General features: G+C 63.3%; 26 protein-coding genes. 8 read left to right on the forward strand and 18 right to left on the reverse strand.

Going from position 1 to position 24,318, the window contains the following annotated elements; genetic code table 11:
• Window positions 1-56: 56 nt before the first annotated feature.
• The 13 genes from ACYP01_RS02895 to ACYP01_RS02955 all read right to left on the reverse strand — a co-directional run bounded on the left by ACYP01_RS02895 (window position 57) and on the right by ACYP01_RS02955 (window position 11,683).
• Complete coding sequence (locus ACYP01_RS02895) at window positions 57-803, reverse strand: SDR family oxidoreductase (protein WP_459678616.1); 747 nt, start codon at window positions 801-803, stop codon at window positions 57-59.
• Window positions 804-893: 90 nt separating this feature from the next.
• Window positions 894-1,631 (reverse strand): urease accessory protein UreD, encoded by a 738-nt coding sequence (locus tag ACYP01_RS02900; RefSeq protein ID WP_459678617.1) that lies wholly within the window; start codon window positions 1,629-1,631, stop codon window positions 894-896.
• Window positions 1,631-2,374 carry an urease accessory protein UreG gene (gene ureG / locus ACYP01_RS02905; RefSeq protein WP_459678618.1) on the reverse strand — a complete coding sequence of 248 codons (744 nt, stop codon included), beginning with the start codon at window positions 2,372-2,374 and terminating at the stop codon, window positions 1,631-1,633. The genes ACYP01_RS02900 and ureG overlap by 1 nt, the downstream gene beginning before the upstream one ends.
• Window positions 2,367-3,056: an urease accessory protein UreF gene (locus ACYP01_RS02910; RefSeq protein ID WP_007733855.1), complete on the reverse strand. Its 690-nt coding sequence runs from the start codon at window positions 3,054-3,056 to the stop codon at window positions 2,367-2,369. The genes ureG and ACYP01_RS02910 overlap by 8 nt, the downstream gene beginning before the upstream one ends.
• A gap of 4 nt (window positions 3,057-3,060) precedes the next feature.
• Window positions 3,061-4,770 carry an urease subunit alpha gene (locus tag ACYP01_RS02915; protein ID WP_030535249.1) on the reverse strand — a complete coding sequence of 570 codons (1,710 nt, stop codon included), beginning with the start codon at window positions 4,768-4,770 and terminating at the stop codon, window positions 3,061-3,063.
• Complete coding sequence (gene ureB / locus ACYP01_RS02920; protein ID WP_007733849.1) at window positions 4,767-5,237, reverse strand: urease subunit beta; 471 nt, start codon at window positions 5,235-5,237, stop codon at window positions 4,767-4,769. The genes ACYP01_RS02915 and ureB overlap by 4 nt, the downstream gene beginning before the upstream one ends.
• Entirely contained in the window at window positions 5,234-5,536 is a 303-nt protein-coding gene (gene ureA, locus ACYP01_RS02925; protein WP_003939800.1) for an urease subunit gamma, read from the reverse strand. The genes ureB and ureA overlap by 4 nt, the downstream gene beginning before the upstream one ends.
• A 280-nt stretch (window positions 5,537-5,816) precedes the next feature.
• On the reverse strand, window positions 5,817-6,593 hold the full coding sequence (pstB, locus tag ACYP01_RS02930; RefSeq protein WP_003939968.1) for a phosphate ABC transporter ATP-binding protein PstB: 777 nt from the start codon (window positions 6,591-6,593) through the stop codon (window positions 5,817-5,819).
• 58 nt (window positions 6,594-6,651) lie between these two features.
• Window positions 6,652-7,560, reverse strand: coding sequence for a phosphate ABC transporter permease PstA (pstA, locus tag ACYP01_RS02935; RefSeq protein ID WP_003940100.1), 909 nt, complete (start codon window positions 7,558-7,560; stop codon window positions 6,652-6,654).
• Between the two features lie 3 nt (window positions 7,561-7,563).
• Window positions 7,564-8,655, reverse strand: coding sequence for a phosphate ABC transporter permease subunit PstC (gene pstC / locus ACYP01_RS02940; protein WP_007733846.1), 1,092 nt, complete (start codon window positions 8,653-8,655; stop codon window positions 7,564-7,566).
• Window positions 8,656-8,717: 62 nt separating this feature from the next.
• Entirely contained in the window at window positions 8,718-9,836 is a 1,119-nt protein-coding gene (gene pstS, locus ACYP01_RS02945; protein ID WP_003940482.1) for a phosphate ABC transporter substrate-binding protein PstS, read from the reverse strand.
• Between the two features lie 193 nt (window positions 9,837-10,029).
• Entirely contained in the window at window positions 10,030-10,929 is a 900-nt protein-coding gene (gene mshD, locus ACYP01_RS02950; RefSeq protein WP_459678620.1) for a mycothiol synthase, read from the reverse strand.
• A 1-nt stretch (window position 10,930) separates the two neighbouring features.
• Window positions 10,931-11,683 (reverse strand): winged helix-turn-helix transcriptional regulator, encoded by a 753-nt coding sequence (locus tag ACYP01_RS02955; RefSeq protein WP_003939728.1) that lies wholly within the window; start codon window positions 11,681-11,683, stop codon window positions 10,931-10,933.
• A gap of 141 nt (window positions 11,684-11,824) precedes the next feature.
• Here ACYP01_RS02955 and ACYP01_RS02960 point away from each other — a divergent pair, with 141 nt between their 5' ends.
• The 8 genes from ACYP01_RS02960 (at window position 11,825) to ACYP01_RS02995 (ending at window position 17,074) form a co-directional block, all read left to right on the forward strand.
• A complete protein-coding gene (locus ACYP01_RS02960) occupies window positions 11,825-12,604 on the forward strand; it encodes an LmeA family phospholipid-binding protein (RefSeq protein ID WP_003939847.1) in 780 nt (259 codons plus the stop codon).
• A complete protein-coding gene (locus tag ACYP01_RS02965) occupies window positions 12,601-13,077 on the forward strand; it encodes a thioredoxin family protein (protein WP_003939684.1) in 477 nt (158 codons plus the stop codon). Before ACYP01_RS02960 ends, ACYP01_RS02965 begins: the two co-directional genes overlap by 4 nt.
• A gap of 10 nt (window positions 13,078-13,087) precedes the next feature.
• Entirely contained in the window at window positions 13,088-13,174 is an 87-nt protein-coding gene (locus ACYP01_RS02970; protein ID WP_350318872.1) for a putative leader peptide, read from the forward strand.
• A gap of 131 nt (window positions 13,175-13,305) precedes the next feature.
• Window positions 13,306-13,776 (forward strand): DUF4395 domain-containing protein, encoded by a 471-nt coding sequence (locus tag ACYP01_RS02975; RefSeq protein ID WP_003940408.1) that lies wholly within the window; start codon window positions 13,306-13,308, stop codon window positions 13,774-13,776.
• A 74-nt stretch (window positions 13,777-13,850) separates the two neighbouring features.
• Window positions 13,851-14,684: a sulfurtransferase gene (locus ACYP01_RS02980; RefSeq protein ID WP_003939859.1), complete on the forward strand. Its 834-nt coding sequence runs from the start codon at window positions 13,851-13,853 to the stop codon at window positions 14,682-14,684.
• A gap of 2 nt (window positions 14,685-14,686) precedes the next feature.
• Complete coding sequence (locus tag ACYP01_RS02985) at window positions 14,687-14,992, forward strand: DUF1416 domain-containing protein (RefSeq protein WP_003939797.1); 306 nt, start codon at window positions 14,687-14,689, stop codon at window positions 14,990-14,992.
• Window positions 14,993-15,250: 258 nt separating this feature from the next.
• Window positions 15,251-15,889 (forward strand): heme-binding beta-barrel domain-containing protein, encoded by a 639-nt coding sequence (locus tag ACYP01_RS02990; protein ID WP_037128815.1) that lies wholly within the window; start codon window positions 15,251-15,253, stop codon window positions 15,887-15,889.
• Between the two features lie 144 nt (window positions 15,890-16,033).
• Entirely contained in the window at window positions 16,034-17,074 is a 1,041-nt protein-coding gene (locus ACYP01_RS02995) for a type IV toxin-antitoxin system AbiEi family antitoxin domain-containing protein (RefSeq protein ID WP_064114476.1), read from the forward strand.
• A 233-nt stretch (window positions 17,075-17,307) separates the two neighbouring features.
• Here the strand turns inward: ACYP01_RS02995 and cydC are convergent, their stop codons facing one another.
• From cydC to ACYP01_RS03020, 5 genes are all read right to left on the reverse strand, one after another.
• Window positions 17,308-18,996 carry a thiol reductant ABC exporter subunit CydC gene (cydC, locus tag ACYP01_RS03000; RefSeq protein ID WP_459678621.1) on the reverse strand — a complete coding sequence of 563 codons (1,689 nt, stop codon included), beginning with the start codon at window positions 18,994-18,996 and terminating at the stop codon, window positions 17,308-17,310.
• Window positions 18,986-20,674, reverse strand: a complete 1,689-nt coding sequence (cydD, locus tag ACYP01_RS03005; RefSeq protein WP_459678622.1) for a thiol reductant ABC exporter subunit CydD — start codon at window positions 20,672-20,674, stop codon at window positions 18,986-18,988. Before cydD ends, cydC begins: the two co-directional genes overlap by 11 nt.
• 58 nt (window positions 20,675-20,732) lie before the next feature.
• Window positions 20,733-21,776 (reverse strand): cytochrome d ubiquinol oxidase subunit II, encoded by a 1,044-nt coding sequence (gene cydB / locus ACYP01_RS03010; RefSeq protein ID WP_003939727.1) that lies wholly within the window; start codon window positions 21,774-21,776, stop codon window positions 20,733-20,735.
• Window positions 21,777-21,785: 9 nt separating this feature from the next.
• Window positions 21,786-23,285, reverse strand: coding sequence for a cytochrome ubiquinol oxidase subunit I (locus tag ACYP01_RS03015; protein WP_020970618.1), 1,500 nt, complete (start codon window positions 23,283-23,285; stop codon window positions 21,786-21,788).
• Between the two features lie 154 nt (window positions 23,286-23,439).
• Entirely contained in the window at window positions 23,440-24,303 is an 864-nt protein-coding gene (locus ACYP01_RS03020; protein WP_007733829.1) for an aminodeoxychorismate lyase, read from the reverse strand.
• Window positions 24,304-24,318 lie beyond the last annotated feature (15 nt).

The raw sequence follows: 24,318 nt of genomic DNA on the forward strand, positions 1-24,318 counted from the left end.
CCAACCGTCCACGTGAGTAAAAGGCGGCCGCGCACTTGCGCGGCCGCCTTTCCTATTCAGTTCTCGTGCAACCAGGTTTCCAACGTGGGTCCTGCAGTTGTGGATCCCGGCGCGGGCAGCAGCGCCCCACCCTTCATCGCCTTACCCGCTCCCGGCATCGAGATCGGGATCAGCCACTTACGTCGGCCACGGTATTTCAAGATCTCGCGCGTCATGGCCGGGATCTCGAGGACCTCGGGCCCGGCCAGGTCCGGAGCCCTCCCGGTCGGACCGTTCTGAGCGCAGGTCACGAGCGCCTCGGCAACGGTCTTCGCTGCCACCGGTTGTGACCGCATCCGAGGAACCATAGCGATCGGCCCCAGTCCGAACAGCGCGATCGTCTTCTCGCCGAACTCGAACCACTGAGTGGATCGCAGGATCGTGAAAGGAATACTCGACGCTTCCACCGCGCGTCCCTGCGCAGCCTTCCCCTGGTAGTAACCGAAGGACTTCAATCGCGGATCGTCGCAGTTCACGATCGAGAGCAGCACGTGATGCTTCACGCCGGCCCTGGCTTCGGCCGCGGCGATGTTCTTCGCTGCCGTCTCGAAGAACTCGATTGCCTTCCTGGCACTGTTGGTGACGTGATCACTCACGTCGACGACCACGTCGGCACCGACAAATGCTTCGTCCAACCCCGCACCCGTAGAGATGTCGACTCCCGTCGATCGAGCGGCGGCGACGACGTCATGGCCCCCGATTTTCGCCTGCTCGACGACCAGCTTTCCCATCTGGCCGGTTCCGCCCAGAACAACAATTCGCATGATGCCTCCGTCAAACCCGTGCGCCCGGCTCTCTTCGGCCTGGTCACATACTGGACGACGCAGCCTCCCGAAGTGTGACGGTCGGGCGAATCAGTCGCTGTACTTCTGCGAAACCCGCCCACGCCACCGCGACCAGATCGGATCCAACGCTGCGCTCGCCTGGTGTGCGTGATCGGCCACGGCCCGTGCCAGCATCCCTGCTCCCGCCAGCGGCGTCACGTGCCCTTCGACGTCGTCGGAAGTCTTGATCCCCAACAGCATGGTCGTACCGAGCACGCGATGGCCACCGAGAATTCCCGGCAGCGAACGGCCCGGCACGCTACGCAGGTCGAGAGTTTCCACGAGCAGCGCGTCACCGTCGACGGTAATGCGCTGATCCGAGCGAAGGGCACCGCCGGTTTCGCCGGTCCGGCCGAACACGATCATCTCGTCGAGCAGCGCAACCGCATCGGATTCCAGTGAAATATCCACGCGCCTGGTCACATCCGCGCCGCCCGCGACGACAAACGGTGCCGCGCGCCAGATCAGCGCCGCACCGGCGCCGACGCTCGCCGAAGCCGACCACGACGCCCGGCCACCGCGTGCGTTGTACGCGACGGTCCCGGACGGCTCGATCACCTCGAGACACGTACCGGGTGCGACCACGAACTCGATACGCAGGTCGTCGCCGGCCAACAGCGTTGCGCTGTGCCCTACCAGGGCAATTCGCACGGTGAGCCCGCGAGCGTCGACGAACCGCGGGGCCAGGAAGTCGCCCGAGATCAGCTCTCGCGCAACAGCGGTGTCACCCACTCTCTCGACAACGACCCGCGTAGCTCCAGTGCGCATCAGTGAGCGTGAGAGTGGCTGTGCCCGTGACCGTGACCGTGGTCTTCTTCATCGGCATGGAAGTGCGGCGCCATCGGCCCCGGATCCTGCGGGGTGTGACTACCCGCGCGATGGGATGCGATGACCTGGCGGAGCCACGCACTGAGCTGGTCGATCGTTGAGTGATCCTTCTGGCTGAGCGCGAGAACGGGAAGTCCGTCACGCGCGGCCGTGGCATCGGCAACCATCTGGACCGCGTCGACGTCGACGTACGGGGCCAGGTCGATCTTGTTGACCACCAACAGATCTGCCCGCTCGATTCCGGGACCGCCCTTGCGTGCGACGTCTCCGCCGCCCGCGACGTCGATGCAGAAGATCTGGGCGTCGACCAGTGCCGGGCTGAACGTGGCGGTCAGGTTGTCACCGCCGCTTTCCACGATCACCATGTCGAGGGGACGGAACTGACGCTCGAGGTCTTCGACCGCAATGAGGTTCGGCGTGACGTCGTCACGAATAGCCGTGTGCGGGCACGCACCGGTCTCGACTGCGACGATGCGCTCGATCGGCAGAACGTTGGCCGCGCGCAACAGTCGCGCGTCCTCGTCGGTGTAGATGTCGTTGGTGACCACCGCGATCTCGTACTCCGCCGCGAGTTCGCGGCAGATGGTGGCGATGAGGGTGCTTTTGCCGGTGCCGACGGGGCCGGCAACGCCGAGCCTCAAACCTCTTGCAGCAGTGGTGGTGTTGTTCAGGTTGTCAAGCACGGAAAATCCTCCTGGATCGAGCGTGGTGTTCGAGTGACCATTGTTCGACCAACGGCCCTGTTGTTGCGGGTATATCTGCGACGCCCTCGACGGCTACGGCAGCCGCGGCGACGGTTTCGATGGTCGGGGCTGCTCGGAGCAACCATTCGACCGGTTCTGCCGGATCCACCGGCAGTAGCTTCAGTGCCGCCGACGCCACCGTTTGGGCGTCGTCGTACAAACAAGATCTGGCTGCCTGTAGGTCGTCCATCCCGGAGACCGCCGTGAAGACGCCCAACGCGAGCGGACGCATCGGATGCCCAGGCAGCGCCATGAGCATCTGCACCGCGGGGTGCTGCGGCCACAATCGCGACGCCAGTCTCGCCAGCCCACGGCCGAGCTGAATCGACGCCTCACGCAGCGGTGCGCTGGGAGTCCGAGCGAGCAGTTCCCTCGAGATGTCCTCGAGTTCGCCTGCACTACCCTCACTTACGGCCCAGCGGCGCGTGACCACCGTTGAAGCGGCCTCGACAAGTCCGACTGTTTCGAGTCGACCGCGAATGAAGTCAGGGACCTGACTCTGCAGGAGTCCGCCCGCCAGTGCCGGTTCCAACCCCGACGAGTGCGCGTGACCGCCGGTAGGCAGACGCCCGTCTGCCAAGAGCATCGATGCTATCTCGGCAGACGCCGTCTCGATCGACATGGTTTCAGAACAGCATGTAGCGCTGAGCCATCGGCACTACGTCAACGGGGTTGGGCGCGATCAGGTCGCCGTTGACCTTGATGGCAAACGTCTCCGGATCGACGTCGATGGACGGCAGCGCCGTGTTGTTCGGCATGTCCGCCTTGGTGAGGTGTCTCGTCGGACGAACACCGGTAAGAGTGCGGGTGAGACCTAGACGATCGGCCAGACCGTCCTCGATGGCCATCGGAGAGACGAACGTCGTGGACAGGTGCGGGGCCGATCCCGGAGTCGCCGCGATGGCCGGGCGAACGAACACCGGCTGCGGGGTCGGGATAGCAGCATTCGGATCACCAAGCGGCGCAGCAACTATCGCCCCGCCCTTGATCACGGCAGAAGGACGGACTCCGAAGAACGCGGGATCCCACAGCACCAGGTCCGCCATCTTCCCGGCCTCGACCGAGCCGATCTCGTGATCGATACCGTGCGCCACCGCGGGGCAGATCGTGTACTTGGCGACGTAACGCCGCGCACGCTCGTTGTCGGCCGGCATGCTGGTGCCCAGCTTGCCGTACTGGGCCTTCATGACGTGAGCCACCTGCCATGTCCGCAGGGTCACCTCACCGATACGGCCCATCGCCTGGGCGTCGGACGAGGTGATCGAGATGGCTCCGATGTCGTGCAGAAAGTCTTCTGCTGCAATCGTTGTCGGCCGGATCCGGGACTCGGCAAAGGCAAGATCCTCCGGAACCCGGGGATTGAGCGCATGACACACGATGAGCATGTCGAGGTGCTCGGCAACCGTGTTGACGGTATGCGGCAACGTCGGATTGGTCGATGCCGGAAGAACGTTCGGCTCACCTGCCGTCACGATGATGTCCGGTGCGTGCCCGCCGCCGGCGCCTTCCGCATGGAACACGTGGATCCCACGTCCGGCAATCGCATCCAAAGTGTGCTGTACGTAACCGGTTTCGTTGAGGCTGTCGGCGTGCAGCGCTACCTGGAGGCCGAACTCGTCGGCTGCGCGCAGCGCTGCGTCGATCGCAGCCGGAGTGGAACCCCAGTCCTCGTGGACCTTGAATCCGCCTGCGCCGGCGAGAGCTTCCTGACGCATGGCCTCATGGCTGACGGTGCTGCCCTTGCCGAGGAGAAGAACGTTGAGCGGGATGTGGTCGAGGGCGCGGTGCATCATCGTCAACGACCAGGCGCCGGGTGTGACGGTGGTTGCCTTGCTTCCCTCGGTGGGACCCGTTCCGCCGCCCGCCACCGTCGTCGTACCGGTCGCGAGCGCCTCCATCATCTCGATTTCACTGAGGAAGTGCACGTGAGTGTCGATAGCACCCGCGGTGAGGATCTTTCCCTCGCCGGCGATCACGTCGGTGCTCGGCCCGATGAGCAACTTGGGGTGCACGCCATCCATGATGTCGGGGTTACCGGACTTGCCGATCGCAACGATGCGTCCGTCGCGAATTCCCACGTCTGCCCGGACGATTCCCCAGTGATCGAGAATCACCGTGTTGGTGATGACGACGTCGAGAGCACCCTGGTCGCGAGTGGTCAGGCCCTGGCCCATCGACTCGCGGATGCTCTTACCGCCGCCGAAGACCATCTCGTCGCCGGTCGCGGTGTAGTCGTGCTCGATCTCGATCCACAGATCGGTGTCGGCCAAACGGATCTGGTCACCTGCGGTCGGGCCGTACAGGGAGGCGTAGCCGCGTCGATCGATCCTGCTCATTCGGCTGTCCTCTCAACTGTCGTCGCGGCGTCGTCCGGTGAATCCGCCTCGACTGGAACATCACTCACACGCACGTTCACCGAGGACGCTCGCAAAGGTTCTTCGACCTCGACGCCGGGCGTGCCGAACGGCATGACGGTCTTGGGCTCGCGCGCATGGGTCGGTAGGTCTTCGTCCGGCACGATCTGCAGGCCCGGAACCCTTTTGAGTCCGCCGAGCGCGATCAGTGTCACCGTTCTGCTGACCCCGGGTTCGAACCGAACCGACGTTCCCGAGGGGATGTCGAGCCGGAAGCCGTCTGCCGCTTCGCGATCGAAGGTCAACGCCGGGTTGGCCGCGGGAAGGTGGAGATGTGAACCGATCTGAATGGGGCGATCGCCGTCGTTGACGACGACCATCGTAATCTTCTCCGCGTCCGTGCCGAACTCGAGCGGTTCGGTGGACACACGTACCTCGCCGGGAATCATCGAATGGGCTCCGTCACGGTGACCAGCTTGCGACCGTCCGGGAAAGTGGCCTCCACCTGGACGTTTGCAATCATCTCGGGTACCCCTTCCATCACGTCGTCGCGGGTGAGCACTTGCCGACCGGCGTTCATCAGTTCCGCAACCGTCATTCCGTCACGCGCGCGCTCGAGAATCCAGCACGAGATCAGTGCCATCGCTTCGGGGTAGTTCAGCAGTACCCCGCGCTCGCGGCGGTCACGGGCGACCATGCCCGCGACGCTCAGGAGCAGCTTTTCGGTATCTGAAGGGGTGAGGTGCACTGACAAGCCCTTCCGGTTGTGAAACGACATCGATCGACAGCGTGCTGTCGGGCCGAGATTAGCATTGTCCGAAGCGTCGTCAGTATCCACGAGATTCACATCGTCGGCTACTTCAGCGCCCACTCGGCGCACTTGCGCTGCTCATCGAATTATTCGGGCGCCCAACGACGCTCAGCTCTGCGCACCGGAGTGGGAACTATCACCACAACCAAAAAGTTTCACCCCCGTCTCCTGTTGGAAACGGGGGTGAAACATGATCATGCAGGGTTGATCCCGGGACCTATCCGAAGCGGCCGGAGATGTAGTCCTCGGTGGCCTTCTGCGTCGGGTTCGAGAAGATCTTCTCGGTGTCGTCGATCTCGACGAGCTGACCGGGCTTGCCGGTTGCCTCGAGGTTGAAGAATGCCGTCTGGTCACTCACACGCGCAGCCTGCTGCATGTTGTGCGTGACGATGACGATCGTGAAGTCCTTCTTCAGCTCGGTGATCAGGTCTTCGATCGCGAGAGTCGAGATCGGGTCGAGCGCGGAGCACGGCTCGTCCATGAGCAGGACGTCGGGCGAGACCGCGATGGCACGCGCGATGCACAGACGCTGCTGCTGACCGCCTGAGAGGCCGCCACCGGGCTTGTCGAGGCGATCCTTGACCTCGTTCCACAGGTTGGCACCGCGCAGCGAACGCTCGGCCACCTCGTCGAGCTTCTTCTTGCTGCGCTCGCCCTGCAACTTCAAGCCCGCGACGACGTTGTCCTTGATGGACATGGTCGGGAAGGGGTTGGGTCGCTGGAACACCATGCCGATGGTCTTGCGAACACCGACCGGATCGACGTTCGAGCCGTAGATGTCCTCGCCGTCGAGCAGCACCGAACCCTCGACGCGCGCACCGGGAATCACTTCGTGCATGCGGTTGAGTGAACGGAGAACGGTGGACTTGCCGCAACCGGACGGGCCGATGAAGGCGGTGACGCTCCGGGGCGGGACGGACAGGCCCACATCGGCGACGGCGTGGAACTTGCCGTAGTAGATGTTGACGTCCTTGAGATCCAGACGCTTGGCCATTACCGGCTCCCTACTGAGTTGTTGACGCTGTTGAGTACGAACATGTTCCGAGGCCGCATCACTTACTTCTGACCTGTGAGAAGTGACCGATCAGCTTCGCGACGATGTTGAGGATCGCGATCAGCAGGATCAGGGTCAGTGCTGCGCCCCAGATGCGGTTGGTGCCGGCGTCGGTGGGGTTGTTCATCTCGGCGACCATGACGGAAGGCAGTGTGCCCATTTCGCCGTTGAACAGGTCGAAGTTGATGAACGGTGCGTAGCCGACGAGGATCAGCAGCGGTGCGGTCTCACCGAGCACGCGGGCCAGGGCCAGCATGACGCCGGTGATGATGCCGGGAAGTGCCGTCGGCAGAACGATTTTCGAGATGGTCTTCCACTTCGGCACACCGAGCGCGTACGACGCCTCTCGCAGATCCATCGGGACGATGCGCAGCATTTCCTCGGTGGAGCGGATGACGACCGGGACCATCAGAAGGACCAGAGCCAGTGACACCGCAAACGCGGACTTGGGGAAGCCGAAGGTCGCGATCCACAGGGCGTAGATGAACAGCGCAGCCACGATCGACGGAACACCGCTGAGGATGTCGACCATGAACGTGGTCAGCTTGCCCAGCTTCGACTTCCGGTCGGCGTACTCCACCAGGTAGATCGCGACGAAGATACCGAGCGGGATGGAGAAGACCGCGCACACGATGCCTTGCAGCAGGGTGCCGATCAATGCGTGATAGATACCGCCGCCGTCGGCCGACGCCGTCAATCCGCTCAGCGAGTTGGTGAACCAGGTAGGCGACGTCAGAGCGGGCAGGCCCTTGGCGATGACCGTGAAGAGCACCCAGACCAACGGGATGAGCGCGATGACGACTGCCAGGCTCACCAGGATGGTCGCGATGACGTCCTTGGCACGACGACGGGCGCCGACGCCTTGGAAAGTGGGGGCCTTGACCGGCCGGTCCAGAGTGGAGGTCATGGGTCAGTCCTTCTTTCCGGCGATCACTGCGCGGGCAGCCGCGTTGACGACGAAGGTCAGTACGAACAGCACCAGTCCGGCCGCGATGTACGCGCCTGCCTGGATGTCGTTGTTGAACTCCGCGTAGCCGAGGGCGATCTTGGAGGCGATGGTCGAGCCGCCGTCGAACAGCGACCAGCCGAAGGCCTGAGAGGTGGTGCGCAGGATCAGGTAGAGCGCCATCGTCTCACCGAGTGCGCGTCCGAGACCGAGCATCGAGCCGCTGATGTAGCCGGACTTACCGAACGGGATGACCGTGGTGCGCACAACTTCCCAGCGCGTGGCGCCGAGGGCGAGTGCGGCTTCGATCTGTGATCGCGGGGTCTGGATGAACACCTCGCGGGTCACTGCGGTGATGACCGGAAGGATCATCACGGCGAGGACGATGCCTGCGGTGAAGATGGTGCCGCCGCCGGTGATCGATCCGCTGCCGTCGGCGAAGAGCGGGAACCAGCCGAGAGTGTCGTTGAGCCACACCGCGACCGGGGTGATCGCCGGAGCAAAGACGAGAAGTCCCCACAGGCCGTAGACGATGGACGGCACAGCTGCCAGAAGGTCGATCGTGTACGACAGTGGCCGCGTGAGCCACTTGGGTGAGTACGAAGTCAGGAAGATCGCGATGCCCAGTGCGATCGGCATCGCGAGCACCAGGGCGAACAGCGAGACCAACACCGTGACCTGGAAAAGATCGAGGACACCGAACGCCATCGCGTTGATGTTCTGCGTGACCCATTCACGGCTGGTCAGGAAGTTGACCTGGTTCCGGCTCAAAGCAGGAACAGCACGCCAGATCAGGAACGCGCCGATCGCCGCGATGACAACCGTGATGAAGATTGCCGAACCGGATGCGAGCGAGCTGAAGATGCGGTCACCCGGACGGGTCACCGTCTTGCTGTTGCCGCTACCCGGACCGTCACCCTTCGGAGGATGCTCGGTTTCTGGAGCCTTGGTGGAAGTAATCGTGTCCTCCGTGGTGCCGTTCGGACCGCCCACCCCGGCCCCGCTGGTTGCGGGGCCGGGAGAACGAGATGTCGAGGTGATGGGCGCGTCACTCATGCGCGCTCACTTCCTTCACGTCTGAATGTAGATCCATGAGCTTGTCCGCACGAGTCTCTAGGTCAGCTGATTGCCGTGATGGACGCGTTGAGGCGATCCTGGACGTTGGACGGCAGCGGGACGTAACCCTGCTCGGCCAGGTTGGCCTGACCCTCGTTGGCCGCGCTCGTCAGGAACGACTTCACTGCTGCGGAGGTGTCCGCGTCGTAGCCCTTGGAGCAGACGATCGAGTACGTGGCGAGAACCAGCGGGTAGGCGCCGGCTTCGTTGGTCTTGAAGATCGACGCGAGGTCGAGCGTCAGGTCGCCGGTTGCGTCGGACTTGAACTTCGCGCCTGCGATCGACTTCGCGGCCGTGTCGTTGGTCAGTGCGACTGCCTCGGAGCCGGTGTTGATTTCGGCAACCGAGAGCTTGTTCTGATCGGCGAACGACTTCTCGACGTAGGTGATCGAACCCGGTGCCGTGGCAACTGCCTGTGCAACGCCCGCCGAACCCTTGGCGCCCTCACCGACGCCACCGGTGAAGTCGGACCCTGCGCCCGACGTCCAAGCACCGTTCGATGCCGCGTCGAGGTACTTCTGGAAGTTGTCGGTGGTACCCGAGGAATCGGAGCGGATCACGGTGGTGATCTTCTCGTCGGGAAGCGATGCACCGGAGTTGAGCGCGGCGATTGCCGGATCGTTCCACTTGGTGATGCCGCCGTTGAAGATCTTCGCGAGAACCTCTGCGTTGAGAACGAGCTTGTCGACGCCGTCGAGGTTGTATGCAACTGCGATCGGGCCGAAGACGAGGGGAAGGTTCCAGGCTTCGCCGCCGACGCAACGCTCCTTGGCCTTGTCGGCCTGCTCGTCCTTGATGGCCGAGTCGGAGCCGGCGAAGTCGATCTGGCCGGCGATGAACTGTGTACGACCGTCGCCCGAACCGCTGGGGTTGTACGCGACGTTGACCGTCTTGCCCTTTTCCTGGCACACGGAGATGTAAGTGGCGACGAACTGGTCCATGGCGTTCTTCTGTGCCGAGGAACCAGCGGCAGAGAGGTTGCTCTTGCCTTCGCACGTTGCGTTCGATGCGGACGCGTCCACACCCGTCGACGACGAGTTGTTGTCGCTGCCACATGCGGCCAAGGTCATGGCGCCCACGGCCACTACACCGAGCAGGGCACCACTGCGCTTGAGATTCACCAAGATCCTCCGGAAATCGCTACCGCCACGCCCACGATCGGGCGGCGACATGAGACGCAGAATGATTGAAATCTGCATCAGGCAACACGGCGCTGCCCACAGAGAAAAGTAGGCGGGCGCGGTGTCCGGCTGGACCACACATGGTTAACGGAGAATGAACAGACTGGACATTTCTGCGTGTCCGACTGTGACGTCAGAGCGCGCGGGCGTAAGCCATGTCCACGTGGAAGCGATCGAAGCCGAGTCGTTCGTACGTGTGGAGGGCGGCCGTGTTGTCGCCTTCGACGTACAGAAGGACGGTTCCGAGGCCGCGATCACGCAGGTAATGCATGCCCGCGAGAGTCAGCACTCGGCCGAGGCCGCGTCCCTGCGCCGCGGGATCGATCCCCACGACGTACACCTCCCCCAGCTCCGGATCGTCACCTTCGGGTGCGTGCACCTTGGTCCAGTGAAAGCCGAGGAGAGTATCGGGATCGGTGTCCGCGAACGCCATGAACAGACCGGCGGGGTCGAACCAACCTTCGGCCGTTCTCTCATCGACCTCGGCCTGGGTCCAGCCACCCTGCTCGGGATGCCAGGAGAAGGCCGCATTGTTGACGCGAAGGATCTCGGAATCGTCTTCGGGTCCACGATACGTCCGAATCGTCACACCTTCGGGCACAACGATTTCCGGAAGCTGCGGGGCATCGAGTGGTCGACGCAGCTGCAGGAGTTCACGAACGCTGACCAGATCGAGGCTCTTGGCGAATTCGACTGCGGCGTCGATGTTTCCGTGCGCCCAGACTCGCGTGCCCGGCCGGCCTTCGTCGAATACCGCTGTGGCAAGCCTGGTTCCGATGCCGCGATGCCGCGCCTGCGGGTCGACCACCACCTCGGCCATGTCGGGATGCTCGTCCGAACCGGCTTGCAGCTGCGCATAACCGACGACCGCATCGCCGTCGAGTTCGAGGAAATGTCGCGCGGCGCCGCGCCCGGCAACGGCATGGCGCCCCTGTTCCGACACGGGCGCCTTGCCGTCGAACTCGGTTGCGCGATCGAGAAGCGCGGAAACCTGCTCTGCGGATCCGGCCGGCAGTGAATCTGTCCAACCCACGTCAGACCACCGATCCGTCGGCCGCGTCGTAGTCGACGTCTTCGTCGTCCTCGAACTGAACGGGAGCAGCTGCGCCCCCCTTGGCCCTGGTCGGACGCACTGCCTTGTATCCGACATTTCGGACTGTACCGATCAAGGACTCGTATTCGGTGCCGAGTTTCGCCCGCAGACGACGCACGTGGACGTCGACCGTCCTGGTGCCGCCGAAGAAGTCGTAGCCCCACACTTCCTGCAGCAGCTGCGCCCGGGTGAATACCCGTCCGGCGTGCTGCGCGAGGTACTTGAGCAGCTCGAATTCCTTGTAAGTCAAATCAAGGGGCCGTCCACGCAGTCGTGCCGTGTACGTCCCCTCGTCGATAACCAGTTCGCCCAGCGTGATCTTTCCCGACGCTTCCGGGCTGGCCACACCGCCGCTGCGGGCGACCAACAACCGCAATCGGGCGTCCACCTCAGCCGGACCGGTACCGGGAAGCAGGATGTCGTCCAACCCCCAGTCGGCGTTGACGGCAACGAGTCCGCCTTCGGTGAGGACGGCGACCACAGGTACTGCGGATCCTGTGCTTCCGAGCAATCGACACAACCCGCGTGCGGCAGCCAGATCGGTGCGCGCATCCACCAATGCCACGTCCGCGGAACTTGCCTCGAGTAGCGAGGAAACCTCTGTGGGGGCAGGCCGAACCGAGTGCGCCAGCAACGCCAACGCCGGTAGTACAGCTTCCGGGTTGGGGTCGGAGGTGAGGAGGAGCAGTTCCACACGGCCTCCTATCTAGTAGCCCGCGCAACCCGTGAGGGCAACGCTCGAGTAGTTCGACGCTTTTGGTCGGTCCCTACATTAGCGTGCCTGGTACCGGGGCCGTCGCATCGAACCCCGACCGGAGTCCGTCACAATGGTGCGGTGCGCAAACTGATCATCGGCATCGTCTTTCTCCTCGGCCTCGGACTGGTGGCCGATTTCGGCGCGGCCGCGTACGCCGAGTACCGGGTTTCCCGCGAGCTCCGAACCGGCGCATCACTCGAGTCGGATCCGGAGGTCACCTTCAACGGGTTCCCCTTCCTCACCCAGGCACTCGGCGGGAAATACAAGGACGTCTACGTCAGAGCTACCGGCGTCCAGAGCGACGTGGTGGGCGAAGTGACCGTCGAGGCCGATCTGCGCGGGGTCACCGTTCCCTTCTCCGACATCGTGAACGGCAATGTCACCCAACTCCCCGTCGACAAACTCGACGGCCGGATGGGAATCAACGCCACCGACCTCGGAAAGCTGCTCAATATCCCTGACCTGCAGGTATCTTCGCCGCCGGCCAACAAGTCGGATGGCACCGGGGGCAGCGGCGGAACCGGAGCGAGCACCGCGGGCGCCGTCGTGCTGACGGGAACGGTTGCCGTCGGCCCGGTCGAGACTGCAGTGAGTGTGCAGGCCAACCTGGTTCTGGAAGGTGGGCAGGTCAAGATCGTCGCCAGCAATCTGTACTTCGGTCCGGAGGGCAAAGCCGATTTCTCGATCCCCGCAGCACTCGAACCCGTCGTCCTCGGACTGTTCAGCTACACGATCGATCCGCAGGCACTCCCCTACGGAATTCAGCCGAGCCTGGTCTACGCGGAAGGCGGAAGAATCGTGATCGAAGGCAGCGCCGAAAACACGACGATCGATCTCGCAGAGCTGCAGAACCGATGACCGGGATCACAATTCTGCTGGTCGCGCTGGTCGCCGTCGTCGCGGTCGGGCTCTTTCTCAAGTCGCGCAACGGAAAGGTCCGAGTCACCACGCCGGCCGCGACCGGCGCGGCGGACAGTCGCCTCGAACTGCTCCGCGCCGCTGGAGTCTCTTCGCCGAACGGCGGACCCGTCGTACTGCATTTCTCTGCCGACTGGTGCGGACCGTGCGCGGCAGTACGCCGCGTCGTCGGTCAGGTCGTGATCTCGATGGCCGACGCTCCCCGTCCGCCGGTGGAGATCGAGCTCGACATCGACAAGGAACCGGCTCTGGCACGCGAGATGAGTGTCCTCTCGCTGCCCACCACCTTCATCCTCGACGGTGGCCTGGAGGAACAGTTCCGGGTGTCCGGGGTGCCATCCGCAGCCGATCTGAAAGCTGCACTCGTACCACTATCCGGACCCCACGAGCCAAAATCCGAGAATTCGGGGTAAACTCGCCGACGTGCAAACCCGCCACGAGCTGATGCTCACCCGACGCCGCGCAGTAGACCTGTGCCGCCTCGGGGGCTGTTGCTGTACCTGTTGCTGATCACCACATCCGTCAGATCTCTCTGACCTTCGAGCTTTCGCTCACGTGATCAATCCACCGAGTGGGACTTTGACGTCCCGTTTTCTCGGCCCAGGCACAGCATCATGCAATCCAGCGCAGGAGCACTCCCGATGTCCACAACCACACCCCAGCTCGAGCAGGTCGACGTCCGCGGACCTCGATTCGCCGCGTGGGTCACCACCGGCGTTCTCGTACTCACGCTCATCCTCTCGACCTTCTCACTGCCCGCCGCCACCGTCGTTCTCGCACTACAGGCCATCGTCTTCGCGGTCGGAGCGGTACTCGGCCCCAAGCGCAGCCCGTACGGCCAGATCTTCGGCAAGCTCGTCGCCCCGCGACTCTCGCCGGTCAGCGAACGCGAACCCGTGGCGCCGCTGCGCTTCGCGCAGTTCGTCGGCTTCGTCTTCGCACTCGCCGGCACGGTCGGTTTCCTGGCCGGGTCGACGATCGTCGGCACCGTCGCCACCGGCTTCGCCTTGTTCGCGGCCCTGCTCAACGCCGCGTTCGGCATCTGCCTCGGCTGCCAGATCTATCCACTCGTCGCAAGGCTGCGAAATACCGGCCGCGCTACCACCGCGTGAAAACGCTTGCCCCACAACCCTGCTGAACCCCTGCTAGAAAACGACCGATGCAAGACCACATCGAAAGGAACACCATGGCTCGCTCCGACGTCCTAGTCTCCGCTGACTGGGCTGAGCAGAACCTCAACACCCCCAAGACCGTTTTTGTCGAGGTGGACGAGGACACCAGCGCATACGACGGCGGCCACATCGAGGGTGCAGTCAAGCTCGACTGGCGCAAGGACCTCCAGGACGGCGTCCGACGCGACTTCCTGAACCAGGAGCAGTTCTCGGATCTGCTCTCCGCCAAAGGCATTGCGAACGACGACACCGTCGTTCTCTACGGTGGCAACAACAACTGGTTCGCCGCTTACGCTTACTGGTACTTCAAGCTGTACGGCCACCAGGACATCAAGCTGATCGACGGCGGCCGCAAGAAGTGGGAACTCGACGGCCGCCCGCTCTCCAAGGACGCAGTCAACCGCGAAGCCACGCAGTACAAGGCCGAGACCCCCGACTTCTCGATCCGCGCATTCCGCGACGAGGTCATCGACGCCATCGGCAGCAAGAACCTCGTCGACGTTCGTAGCCCTGACGAGTTCTCGGGCAAGATCCTCGCTCCCGCCCACCTTCCGCAGGAGCAGGCACAGCAGCGTGGCCACGTCCCCGGAGCCATCAACATCCCGTGGAGCACCACCGCCAACGAGGACGGCACCTTCAAGTCGGACGACGACCTCGCCAAGCTGTACGCGGAAAAGGGCTTCGACGACACCAAGGAAACGATCGCCTACTGCCGCATCGGCGAGCGTTCGAGCCACACCTGGTTCGTCCTGCAGGAGATCCTCGGCAAGAACAACGTCAAGAACTACGACGGCAGCTGGGTCGAATACGGCTCACTCGTCGGCGCACCGATCGAATTGGGAGCCTGATCATGTGTGGAGCACCTACCCAGGGCCAGACCCTGCCTGCCGGCGTCGACGTCGAGAAGGAAACGGTCATCACCGGCCGCGTTCTCGCAGCTGACGGCCAGCCCATCGGCGGCGCATTCGTGCGTCTGCTCGACGGCTCCGGAGAGTTCACGGCCGAGGTCGTGGCATCGGGAACCGGCGATTTCCGCTTCTTCGCCGCTCCGGGCGAGTGGACCGTGCGTGCACTGTCCAGCTCGGGCAACGGCACCTCCACCGTCGCTCCCGAGGGCTCGGGCGTGCACAACGTGGACGTGACCGTCAGCAAGTAATTCCTGCTTTGTCAGGCGGCCCCGCACCCCTCCGGTGCGGGGCCTTCTGCATTCCGGCTCCCGATTTTTCCGGTCGGTCGCCGCGGTCTAAGATGTACCCGTGGTCATTTTCTTCGAGGTACTCCTCGCACTCGCATCCGTCATGATCGCTTGGTTCTCCGTGTACGTCGTGTACCGCTTGGTCACCGACGAGTCGTGAGTCAGGCTCCGGATTCAGGGTCCGACGCGACCGCTGACGATTCCGCCGCTGCAGGTGCCGTGAGGCGCGGCAGCGGGGACGAAGCTGTCGCCATCGCCGTCGAGCGCTCCAAGTCGACGGCGTCGCTCAACATTCCGACCCTGCCGGACCTTCCGTTGCCGGAGGACACCGCAAACCTGCGCCTCGGCCCGGATATCAATCCCGAACTCCTCGCGCTTCTCCCCCTCGTCGGTGTCTGGCGCGGCGAAGGTGAAGGACACGACGAGACCGGCGACTACGCCTTCGGTCAGCAGATTGTCATCTCGCACGACGGCGGCCCGTACCTCAATTGGGAGTCCCGGTCCTGGCGCCTCGACGCCGAGGGCAAGTACGTGAGCCCCGATCTGCGCGAGAGCGGTTACTGGCGCATGGGCGGCGACGGCATCCCGGGCAGCGTCAACCAGGAAGTGGTCGAACTCCTGCTCAGCCACAGCTCCGGTGTCGTCGAAATGTACTACGGGCGCGCACTCACCCAAGCGTCGTGGGAACTTGCCACCGACGTGGTGATCCGCAGCCAGTCCGGTGCACTGTACGGCGGCGCGAAGCGTCTGTACGGCATCGTCGAAGGCGGCGACCTCGCGTACGTCGAAGAGCGGATCATGTCTGACGGTGGCCTGGAACCGCGTCTCTCGGCCCGCCTGACGCGCTACATCGGCTAGCTCTGCTGTGCGCCTTTATTAACCCCCGGCGGTTAATAAAGGCGCACAGCAGATTTATCCACAGGCACCGACAAATTCCACAGGCGGACTTCGGAGCGGCATCTTCGACCGATTCTTGTCGGTCCGCGATCTCACGGTATTCGCATGAGCTGCGACTACATCGATCCTGATCTCCGAAGACTCTTCGACTTCCAACACGGACTCGCGACCAATAAACAACTACGCCCTTTCGGCTATTCACCGCGCCGCATCCAACATCTGGTCGAATCGGGTCAATGGACTTCCGTCCTCCACGGCGTTCAATCCAGCACCAACGGGCCGCTCAACCGAGCAATGATTCTCGAGGCCGCACTGCTGTTCGGCGGCGGAGAGACTTACCTGAGCCACCGGACTGCAGCTGAAGAGTGGGGACTCACGCACATCGAGTCCGAACTGCCGATCCACATCACGGTCCGATACGGCAGATCCTCCCGCTGTCAGAGTCCGACGGTCAGACCAGAACGCTCCCCGGCGCGCCCCGTTCCGTTGGGGTGGTCCACTGCCCATCCCGGAGTGATCGTTCATCGTTCGCGCGCTCAGGCCCACATCGGCGTTGCCACTCAGCCTGCTCGTACTTCGCTGGCCGACACCGCAATTGACCTGGCGGTTGCAGAGCCGTCGGCTCGCGACGCCGCTCGTTCTCTGGTTCGCTCCGCCACGGCGTGCAAAGTGTCACGGATGGAATTGCGCACCCGAATGGAATGCCGCCGGCCGAGGCGATATGTCAAAGCACTGTCCTCGACATTGGACCTGTTGGATCGCGGTGTCCAGTCGGTACTCGAGCATCGCTACGCAATCGAGGTCGAGCGAGCACACGGTTTGCCGGAAGCACGACGGCAATCGCCGGTCCTCGTCGATGGGAGAACTCTCTACGAGGACGTCGACTACCGCAATTGCGGTGTCGCACTGATCGTTCGACTCGACGGATTTGCCTTCCACTCTTCTCGAGCGACTGCACTGCGTGATCGTCGGCGAGGAAACGCATCCGAACTGTCAGGCAACGCCACACTGGTCTTCGGTTGGGAGGAGGTGGAAGGAGCCTCGTGCCGAACTGCAGCCGAGGTCAGAGCGATCCTCGAGCGCGGTGGATGGTGGGGGCCTAATCCTTGTCCACGCTGTGCGCCTTTATTAACCGCCGGGGGTTGATAAAGGCGCACAGCACGAAGCGACCCCCGAGCCACACCCACGCTTTCGCGCGGATCCCGGTCGGACTGATCGGGGGCTCGGGGGTCGGGTGGCTGCCTGGGATTCGCCGGCCGCTCACGCGGTAAGTGAATTCCATCAGCGATTGCGGCTAGCTGGCAGCCACCTCACGCGTCCGTCTGTACTTCAATTTCAGACCACCTCCTTCCTTGTGTACAGGAGAAAGTACGCCCACTTCACGATGACGGCAACGTATTTTCCACAGAAACTTTTCCGACGCATATCACCTGGTCAGCTGCTGTGCCGTCCGGAAGTTGGTGGGTGACGACAACAACGGTTCGCGAAGAATCGACCAGCGATGCGTCGCGACTGAGCAACTCGCGGAGCAACTGATCGCCCGCCTCCGCGTCCATGTGCTCGGTCGGCTCGTCGAGCAACAGCACCTCCGCAGGCGAGACGATCGCGCGCGCCAACAGCAACCGACGACGCTCACCGCCCGAAACCGCTCGCATGCCGCCGACCAGGTAGGTGTCGAGCCCGTCCGGCAGTTCCGCCAGCCACTCGCCGAGACCGACTGCGGCAAGTGCTTTCTCCGCGTCCTCGACGGTGAGGTCACCGCGCGCAACGCGCAGGTTCTCGAGTACCGACGTCTCGAAGAGGTGTGCGTCCTCGGCGAAGTACCCCACGTGCCGACGCAGCTCGGCCGGATCGATATCCGAAACGTCCACCGAGTCAACACGAACTGTTCCCGCGACGGGCGGCAGCAGTCCCGCCATCGTCATCAGCGCAGTGGTCTTTCCCGATCCACTCTCGCCGACGACGGCAACACGAGCACCGCGAGGAAGATCCACCGACAGCGGTTCGGTCACCTTTCCCCCGGGCCAACCCGCCCGCAACGCGTGCACACTCAGGACCCCGTCCTCCGGCCACGCACGATTTCCTTCAACGTGTTCGGCGTCGGCTCGATCGAGTACCGCCATGATGCGTGCCGACGCCAGCCGCGCCTTGGTCAATGCCACCGCCGCGCTGGGCAGTATCGCGGTTCCCTCGAAAGCCGACAGCGGAAGCAGTACAAGGATTCCCATGGACATCGGTGACATGTCGGTGGTTCCGTATAGCGTAATTCCGATCAGCAGGGCACCGAGGACGCTCACTCCGATTGCCAGGGGCGTGGCAGCGGCGGCAAAGGCACTCGGGACCGCCGCGCGATCGGTTGCGTCGACCACATCGTTCTCGGCAGAGACCGCCTCACTCACCGCCTGATCCAAGCGACCCGATACCCGGAGCTCGGCGGTATGGTCGAGGGCGGTCACCGCGGACTCACTGAATCGCGCTGCGGCAGCAGAACTGTCGGCCTCGGCGAGGCGAGCAGCACGAGCCGAAAGCCAGGGTGCCGCGATCCCGGACACCGCCAGCGCAACAGCCAGGATGAGCGCGGCCGGAACCGAGATGAACAACAGGATTCCCACCGCAGCAAACGCGAGGACAATCGAAACCGCAATCGGGATCAGTGCTTTGACGACGACGTCGCCCAGTGCATCCACGTCGGCGCCCGTACGTGAGAGCAGGTCACCTCGCCGTAGTCCGGCGGCGGCCGCGGGATCTCCTGCGGCCAACTGCTGGTAGATCCTCGATCGCGCCGCGGTGGTTCCGCGCAACGCGACGTCGTGCGTCGTCAATCGTTCGAGATAGCGGAAGACACCACGTGAGATTCCCAATGCTCGTACGGCAACCACCGCAACACTGAGGTCGAGAACGGGGGGCATCTCCCAAGCACGCGTGATCAACCATGCGGACAGCGCGGCCAAGGCGAGTGCGCTACCGAGTGTTGCCACACCCGCCGCTACCGCCGTCAGTACGCGTCGTGGCCGAAGTTCCAGTAGCCGCAGAGCACGCAGAAGCGGATCGTGAGTGTCACTTCTCATGAGCGTGTACCTCGACGATCCGGTCAGCTGCGGCAAGCACACTCGGACGGTGGCCGATCACGACCACGGTGTCGCCACGCTCCGCCCGTGCTCTCAGAGAAGCCAACACTGTCCCTTCCGAATCCGAGTCGAGGTGAGCGGTGGGTTCGTCCAGGACAAGAACTGCGCGGTCCGAGGCAAGCACGCGTGTCAGTGCTAGGCGCTGCCGCTGCCCCAACGACAGACCAGTGCCGCCGACGCCGATCACGGTCTCGACGCCCGCAGGCAGCTCGGCCAGTACCGCGTCGAATCCCGTCGCAGCAGCGGCGCGGGTCAGTGCTTGCGCATCGACGACCCCGGTGAGATCGAGATTTTCACGAACGGTGCCAGGTAGGAGGACCGGATGCTGGGGAAGCCAGGCCAACTGACTCCACCACGCGTGCTCGTCCAGGTCTCGGACATCGACGCCGGCGACCGTCACGCGGCCACTGCTCGGTTCGATCAGTCCGAGTAGCGCGTGCACTGCCGTCGACTTGCCGCAGCCGTTGGGACCGGTGAGCACGGTGATCGCCCCTGGCAACGCCACGGCGGAAAGTTGAGACGGTGCGACTCCCCCACGAGAGGTCACGCCGAGTCCGTCGAAGGCGATGTCGGCACCGCGAGCGACCACCGTCGTGCTACCACCCTCCGGTGCGGCAGAATCCGCCTCGATAACCTCGAATGCCTTGTCGGCTGCCGCCATTCCGTCCTCGGCGGCGTGGAACTGGGTTCCCACCATCCGAAGTGGCAGGTACACCTCGGGGGCGAGGATCAACGCGACTATCCCCGGCTCGAGTGACATGTCGCCGTACACCAGTCGCAAGCCGATACTCACGGCCACCAACGCGACGCAGAGCGTTGCGAGCAGTTCCAGCACCATCGAGGACAGGAACGCGACGCGGAGAGCTGACATCGTCGTTCGCCGATGAGCGTCACCGAGTTCACGGACGCGCTCGGCAGGACCTTGCTGACGACCGAGCGCCCGCAGCGTCGGCAAACCGGCAAGGAGATCGAGCAGTTGCGAAGACAACGTGGTCATCGCTGCAAGCGTCTTCTCCGACTTACCCTTTGTCAGCAGGCCGATCAGAATCATGAAGATGGGGATCAGCGGCAGCGTCACGAAGATGATGACCGCAGACGTCATGTCCTGCACCGCAATGACTATCAGGGTGATGGGTGTCAGCGTCACCGACAAGACCAGGGCCGGAAGGTAACCCGTCAGGTACGGACCAAGGCCGTCGACACCTCGGGTGACCACGGTCGCGATCTCGTCACGCCGCGGATCCAGATCGCGAGGACTCATCGCCGTCGCCGACGTCAGCACGCCGTTCTTGATCTCGGCAACGACGCGAGTCGACGCCCGGTGCGCATACCTGGTCTGCAGCCAAGTCCCCAGAACTCGGACCGCCACAGCTGCGGCGAGAACAACCAATTCGGTTGTCCACGAGGAAACATCCACAGTTCGATTGGTGATCACTCCGGCCAGCACCCGGCCGATCATGAGCGCCGCGACGATGACCATCACGACGTTCACCATCGACAGAGCAACAGTCAGGATCAGGTAGCCGCGCGCAGAAGCGGAATGTCGCCACAGCCGCGGGTCGATCGGCCCCCGGCGACGCTCCCGAGTGGTGGGAGCGTCGCCTACTTCGATTGTCACGTGAATTCGACCGTCAGTTCTTTCGTGTTTCGAATGTGTCGTGATTCAGGGTTCGCGACTACCACGTCTTCTCCTTGAATCGCAGACCGATCGACGCCGGAATCTGCTTGGAGGAGATGCGCTGTCGGAACACCCAGTACGTCCAGCCCTGGTAGATGATCACCACCGGCGTCATGAATGCCGCGGCCCACGTCATCACCTTGAGCGTGTACGGACTCGACGACGCGTTCTCGATGGTCAGGCTGTACGCCGGATCCAGCGTCGACGGCATGACGTTCGGGAACAGCGAGGCGAACAGCAGCACGACAGTGGCGATGACGGCCACACAGGTGAGAACGAAGGCCCAGCCTTCGCGCTCGGCCCGCGTCAGGAAGACGACGCCGATCAGTGCGGCAGCAGCGGCGGCTACCAGAATCCACGTCCATCCCTTGCCGTAGGCGAGTTGCGTCCAGAGGACGAATCCGCCGGCGACCGGAATAGCCGGAATTGCCAGTCGTGCGGCAATTTTCACGGCGTCTTCACGAACCTCGTCGGCACTCTTGAGTGCCAGGAACACTGCGCCGTGGAGAGCGAACACCAGCGCGGTGGTCAGACCGCCGAGCAGCGCGTACGGATTGAGCAGATCGAAGAATCCCGACTCGACCTGCTTGTCGGCGTTGATCGCCACGCCCCGAACGATGTTCGCGAAAGCCACGCCCCAGAGAACTGCCGGGACCCAGGAGCCGAAGATGATGCCCCAGTCGCAACGCTGACGCCATTTGTCGTCGTCGATCTTGCTTCGCCATTCGATGGCACAGATACGAACGATCAAGGCCACCAGGATGATCAGCAGCGGTAGATAGAACCCGGAGAACAACGTCGCGTACCACTCCGGGAATGCCGCGAACATCGCGCCACCGGCGGTGATCAGCCACACCTCGTTGCCGTCCCACACCGGGCCGATCGTGTTGAGCGCCACCCGTCGACGCGTATCGGCCGGGAGGTCACTGCCTCTGCCGACGATCGGCATGAGCATTCCGACACCGAAGTCGAACCCTTCGAGGACGAAGTAACCGATGAACAGTACTGCGACGAGCACGAACCATACTTCTTGAAGTCCCATGATCGCCTCCTAGTACGCGAACGACAGTTGTTTGGGCTTGTCCGGATCTTCCGGCTCGTCATGATCCGTATCGCCCGGTGGATGCATGTCGTGCTCCAACGGACCTTCCTTCGCGTACCGCACGATCAGCTTGAACCAGACCACACCCAGCGCTCCGTACAGGAGGGTGAAGGTGATCAGCGAAGCCCAGACGGTAGCCGACGCGTGGTCCGAAACACCTTGGTCGACAGTCAGTCTGATCATGTCGACGCCGGTCGGATTGGGATGCACCACCCAGGGCTGACGGCCCATCTCTGTGAAGATCCAGCCCGCGCTGTTCGCCATGAACGGAGTGGGAATCGCGACGAGACTGAGGATTCCGAACCACTTCTGGTCCGGGACCCGCCCCTTACGTGTGACCCACAGTCCCGCGAGAGCCAGTGCTGCCGAACCGGCGGCGAGGCCGATCATGGCGCGGAAAGACCAGTACGTGACAAAGAGATTCGGTCGGTAGTTGCCCGGTCCGAAGTCCTGCTCCGCCTGCTCCTGCAGTTGGTTCACGCCTTGCAGTTCGACGCCGGTGAACTTGCCCTCGGCCAACCACGGTAGAACGAACGGCACCTTCAGAACGTGCGTCACGCTGTCACAGTTGTTGTGTGTACCGATGGTGAGAATCGAGAAATCCGGATCCATCTCGGTGTCGCACAGCGACTCTGCCGACGCCATCTTCATGGGTTGCTGCTGGAACATGAGCTTGCCTTGAACGTCACCGGTGTAGATGATGCCGATTCCGGCCACGATCATGACGAGCAAGGCGAATCGTGTTGCCGGGCGGTACATCGTTCGTGCGTCGGTTTCGAGACGCTCGGCTTCGGCGGCCTCAGCCTGCTTGGCGCGGCGCATGTTCCGCACCATCCACCAACCACTGATGCCGGCAACAAACGTCGCCGCCGTCAGGAAGGCGCCGGCAACCGCGTGCGGGAAGGCAGCAAGAGCGGTGTTGTTGGTCAACAACTCCCAGATGCTGGTGAGTTCGGCACGACCCGTTTCAGGGTTGTACGTCGCACCGACCGGATGCTGCATGAACGAGTTAGCCGCGATGATGAAGAACGCCGACGCGTTGACGCCGATCGCCACGAGCCAAATGCACGCCAGGTGTACAAGTTTGGGCAGCCTGCCCCAACCGAAGATCCAGAGTCCGATGAAGACGGACTCCATGAAGAAGGCGACCAGGCCTTCCAATGCAAGTGGAGCTCCGAAGACGTCACCGACGAATCGCGAGTACTCGCTCCAGTTCATGCCGAACTGGAACTCCTGCACGATGCCGGTGGCTACACCGAGTGCGAAGTTGATGAGAAACAGCTTGCCGAAAAACTTGGTGAGCCGATACCAGTGGTCCTTTTTGGTGACCACCCACATCGTCTGCATGATCGCGATCATCGGTGCAAGTCCGATGGTCAGCGGAACAAGGATGAAGTGGTAGACGGTAGTGATACCGAACTGCCACCTGGAGACGTCCAAAGTATCCATTGGCTACTCCGAGAGTAGGGCCCTGGGACAGGCTTCGGGGTTCGAGACGCGGGCAGTCGCTCGGCCCCTGCGGACACGGTACTGCTGTCCGGTTTGGACCGCAGGACTTTGCTACTACCAAATGTAGTAGAGACCTGTCGCGATTCCTATTCGCCTATCGCCCTGCTGAATCCGAATCAATTGCACGTTCAACCAATTCCGCGAATTCCCCGGAGACCTTCGGCTCTGGCAATGTGAGCCCGTCGAGTGTATGGACGCGTGCGGCCAGCGTGACGCTCGAAACCATCCACACTCCGTCGGCCGCAATCAAATCCGCAGGTCGGAGGGTTTCGTATCGGCAATCGAAGCGAGCACTGCCGGCAACGTCGAACAGGGCGCGCTGCGTAGTGCCCATCAAAATGCCCTGTGCGGGAGGCGGTGTGATCAAAGTCCTGTCCCGAACGATCACCACCGTCGAGCGTGGTCCCTCCAACACATTGCCCTCGGAACTGACGAAGATCACATCGTCAGCACCCAAATTCGCCGCATATCGAAGCGCTGCCATGTTGGTTGCGTACGACAACGTCTTCGCGCCCAGTAGCTGCCAGGGTGCCCGGGCAGAGAGATCGACAGAGAAACCTCGCTCGAGAGTCATCACCGACAACCCCGATTCGCGGACCTGTCTGACCCGATCGGCCACCGGACCGACCATCACGAAGGCTGTCGGCTTGTCGCCGCTCTCACGGCCGCGGGTCAGAACGAGACGAAGGGCGCCTTCCTTCTCGGTCCCCCATTCCTCGGCAGCCATCTCGATCGCCAGACGCCAATCATCGAGAACCGGAGCGGGCAGACCGAGTGCCCGTGCGCTCAGAACCAGTCGACTCAGGTGTCCCTCGACCACCCGGGCGCGGCCGTCGCGTACCAACAGCGTCTCGAAGACTCCGTCGCCGCGCACCACCGCCAGGTCGTCGGCGTGCAGAAACGGTGCGTCAGCATCGAGCACCTCATGGTCGAGAGTCACCAATACGCGATCAGGCATGCCATCAACCCTAAC

The organism is Rhodococcus sp. no. 34 (assembly GCF_054589475.1).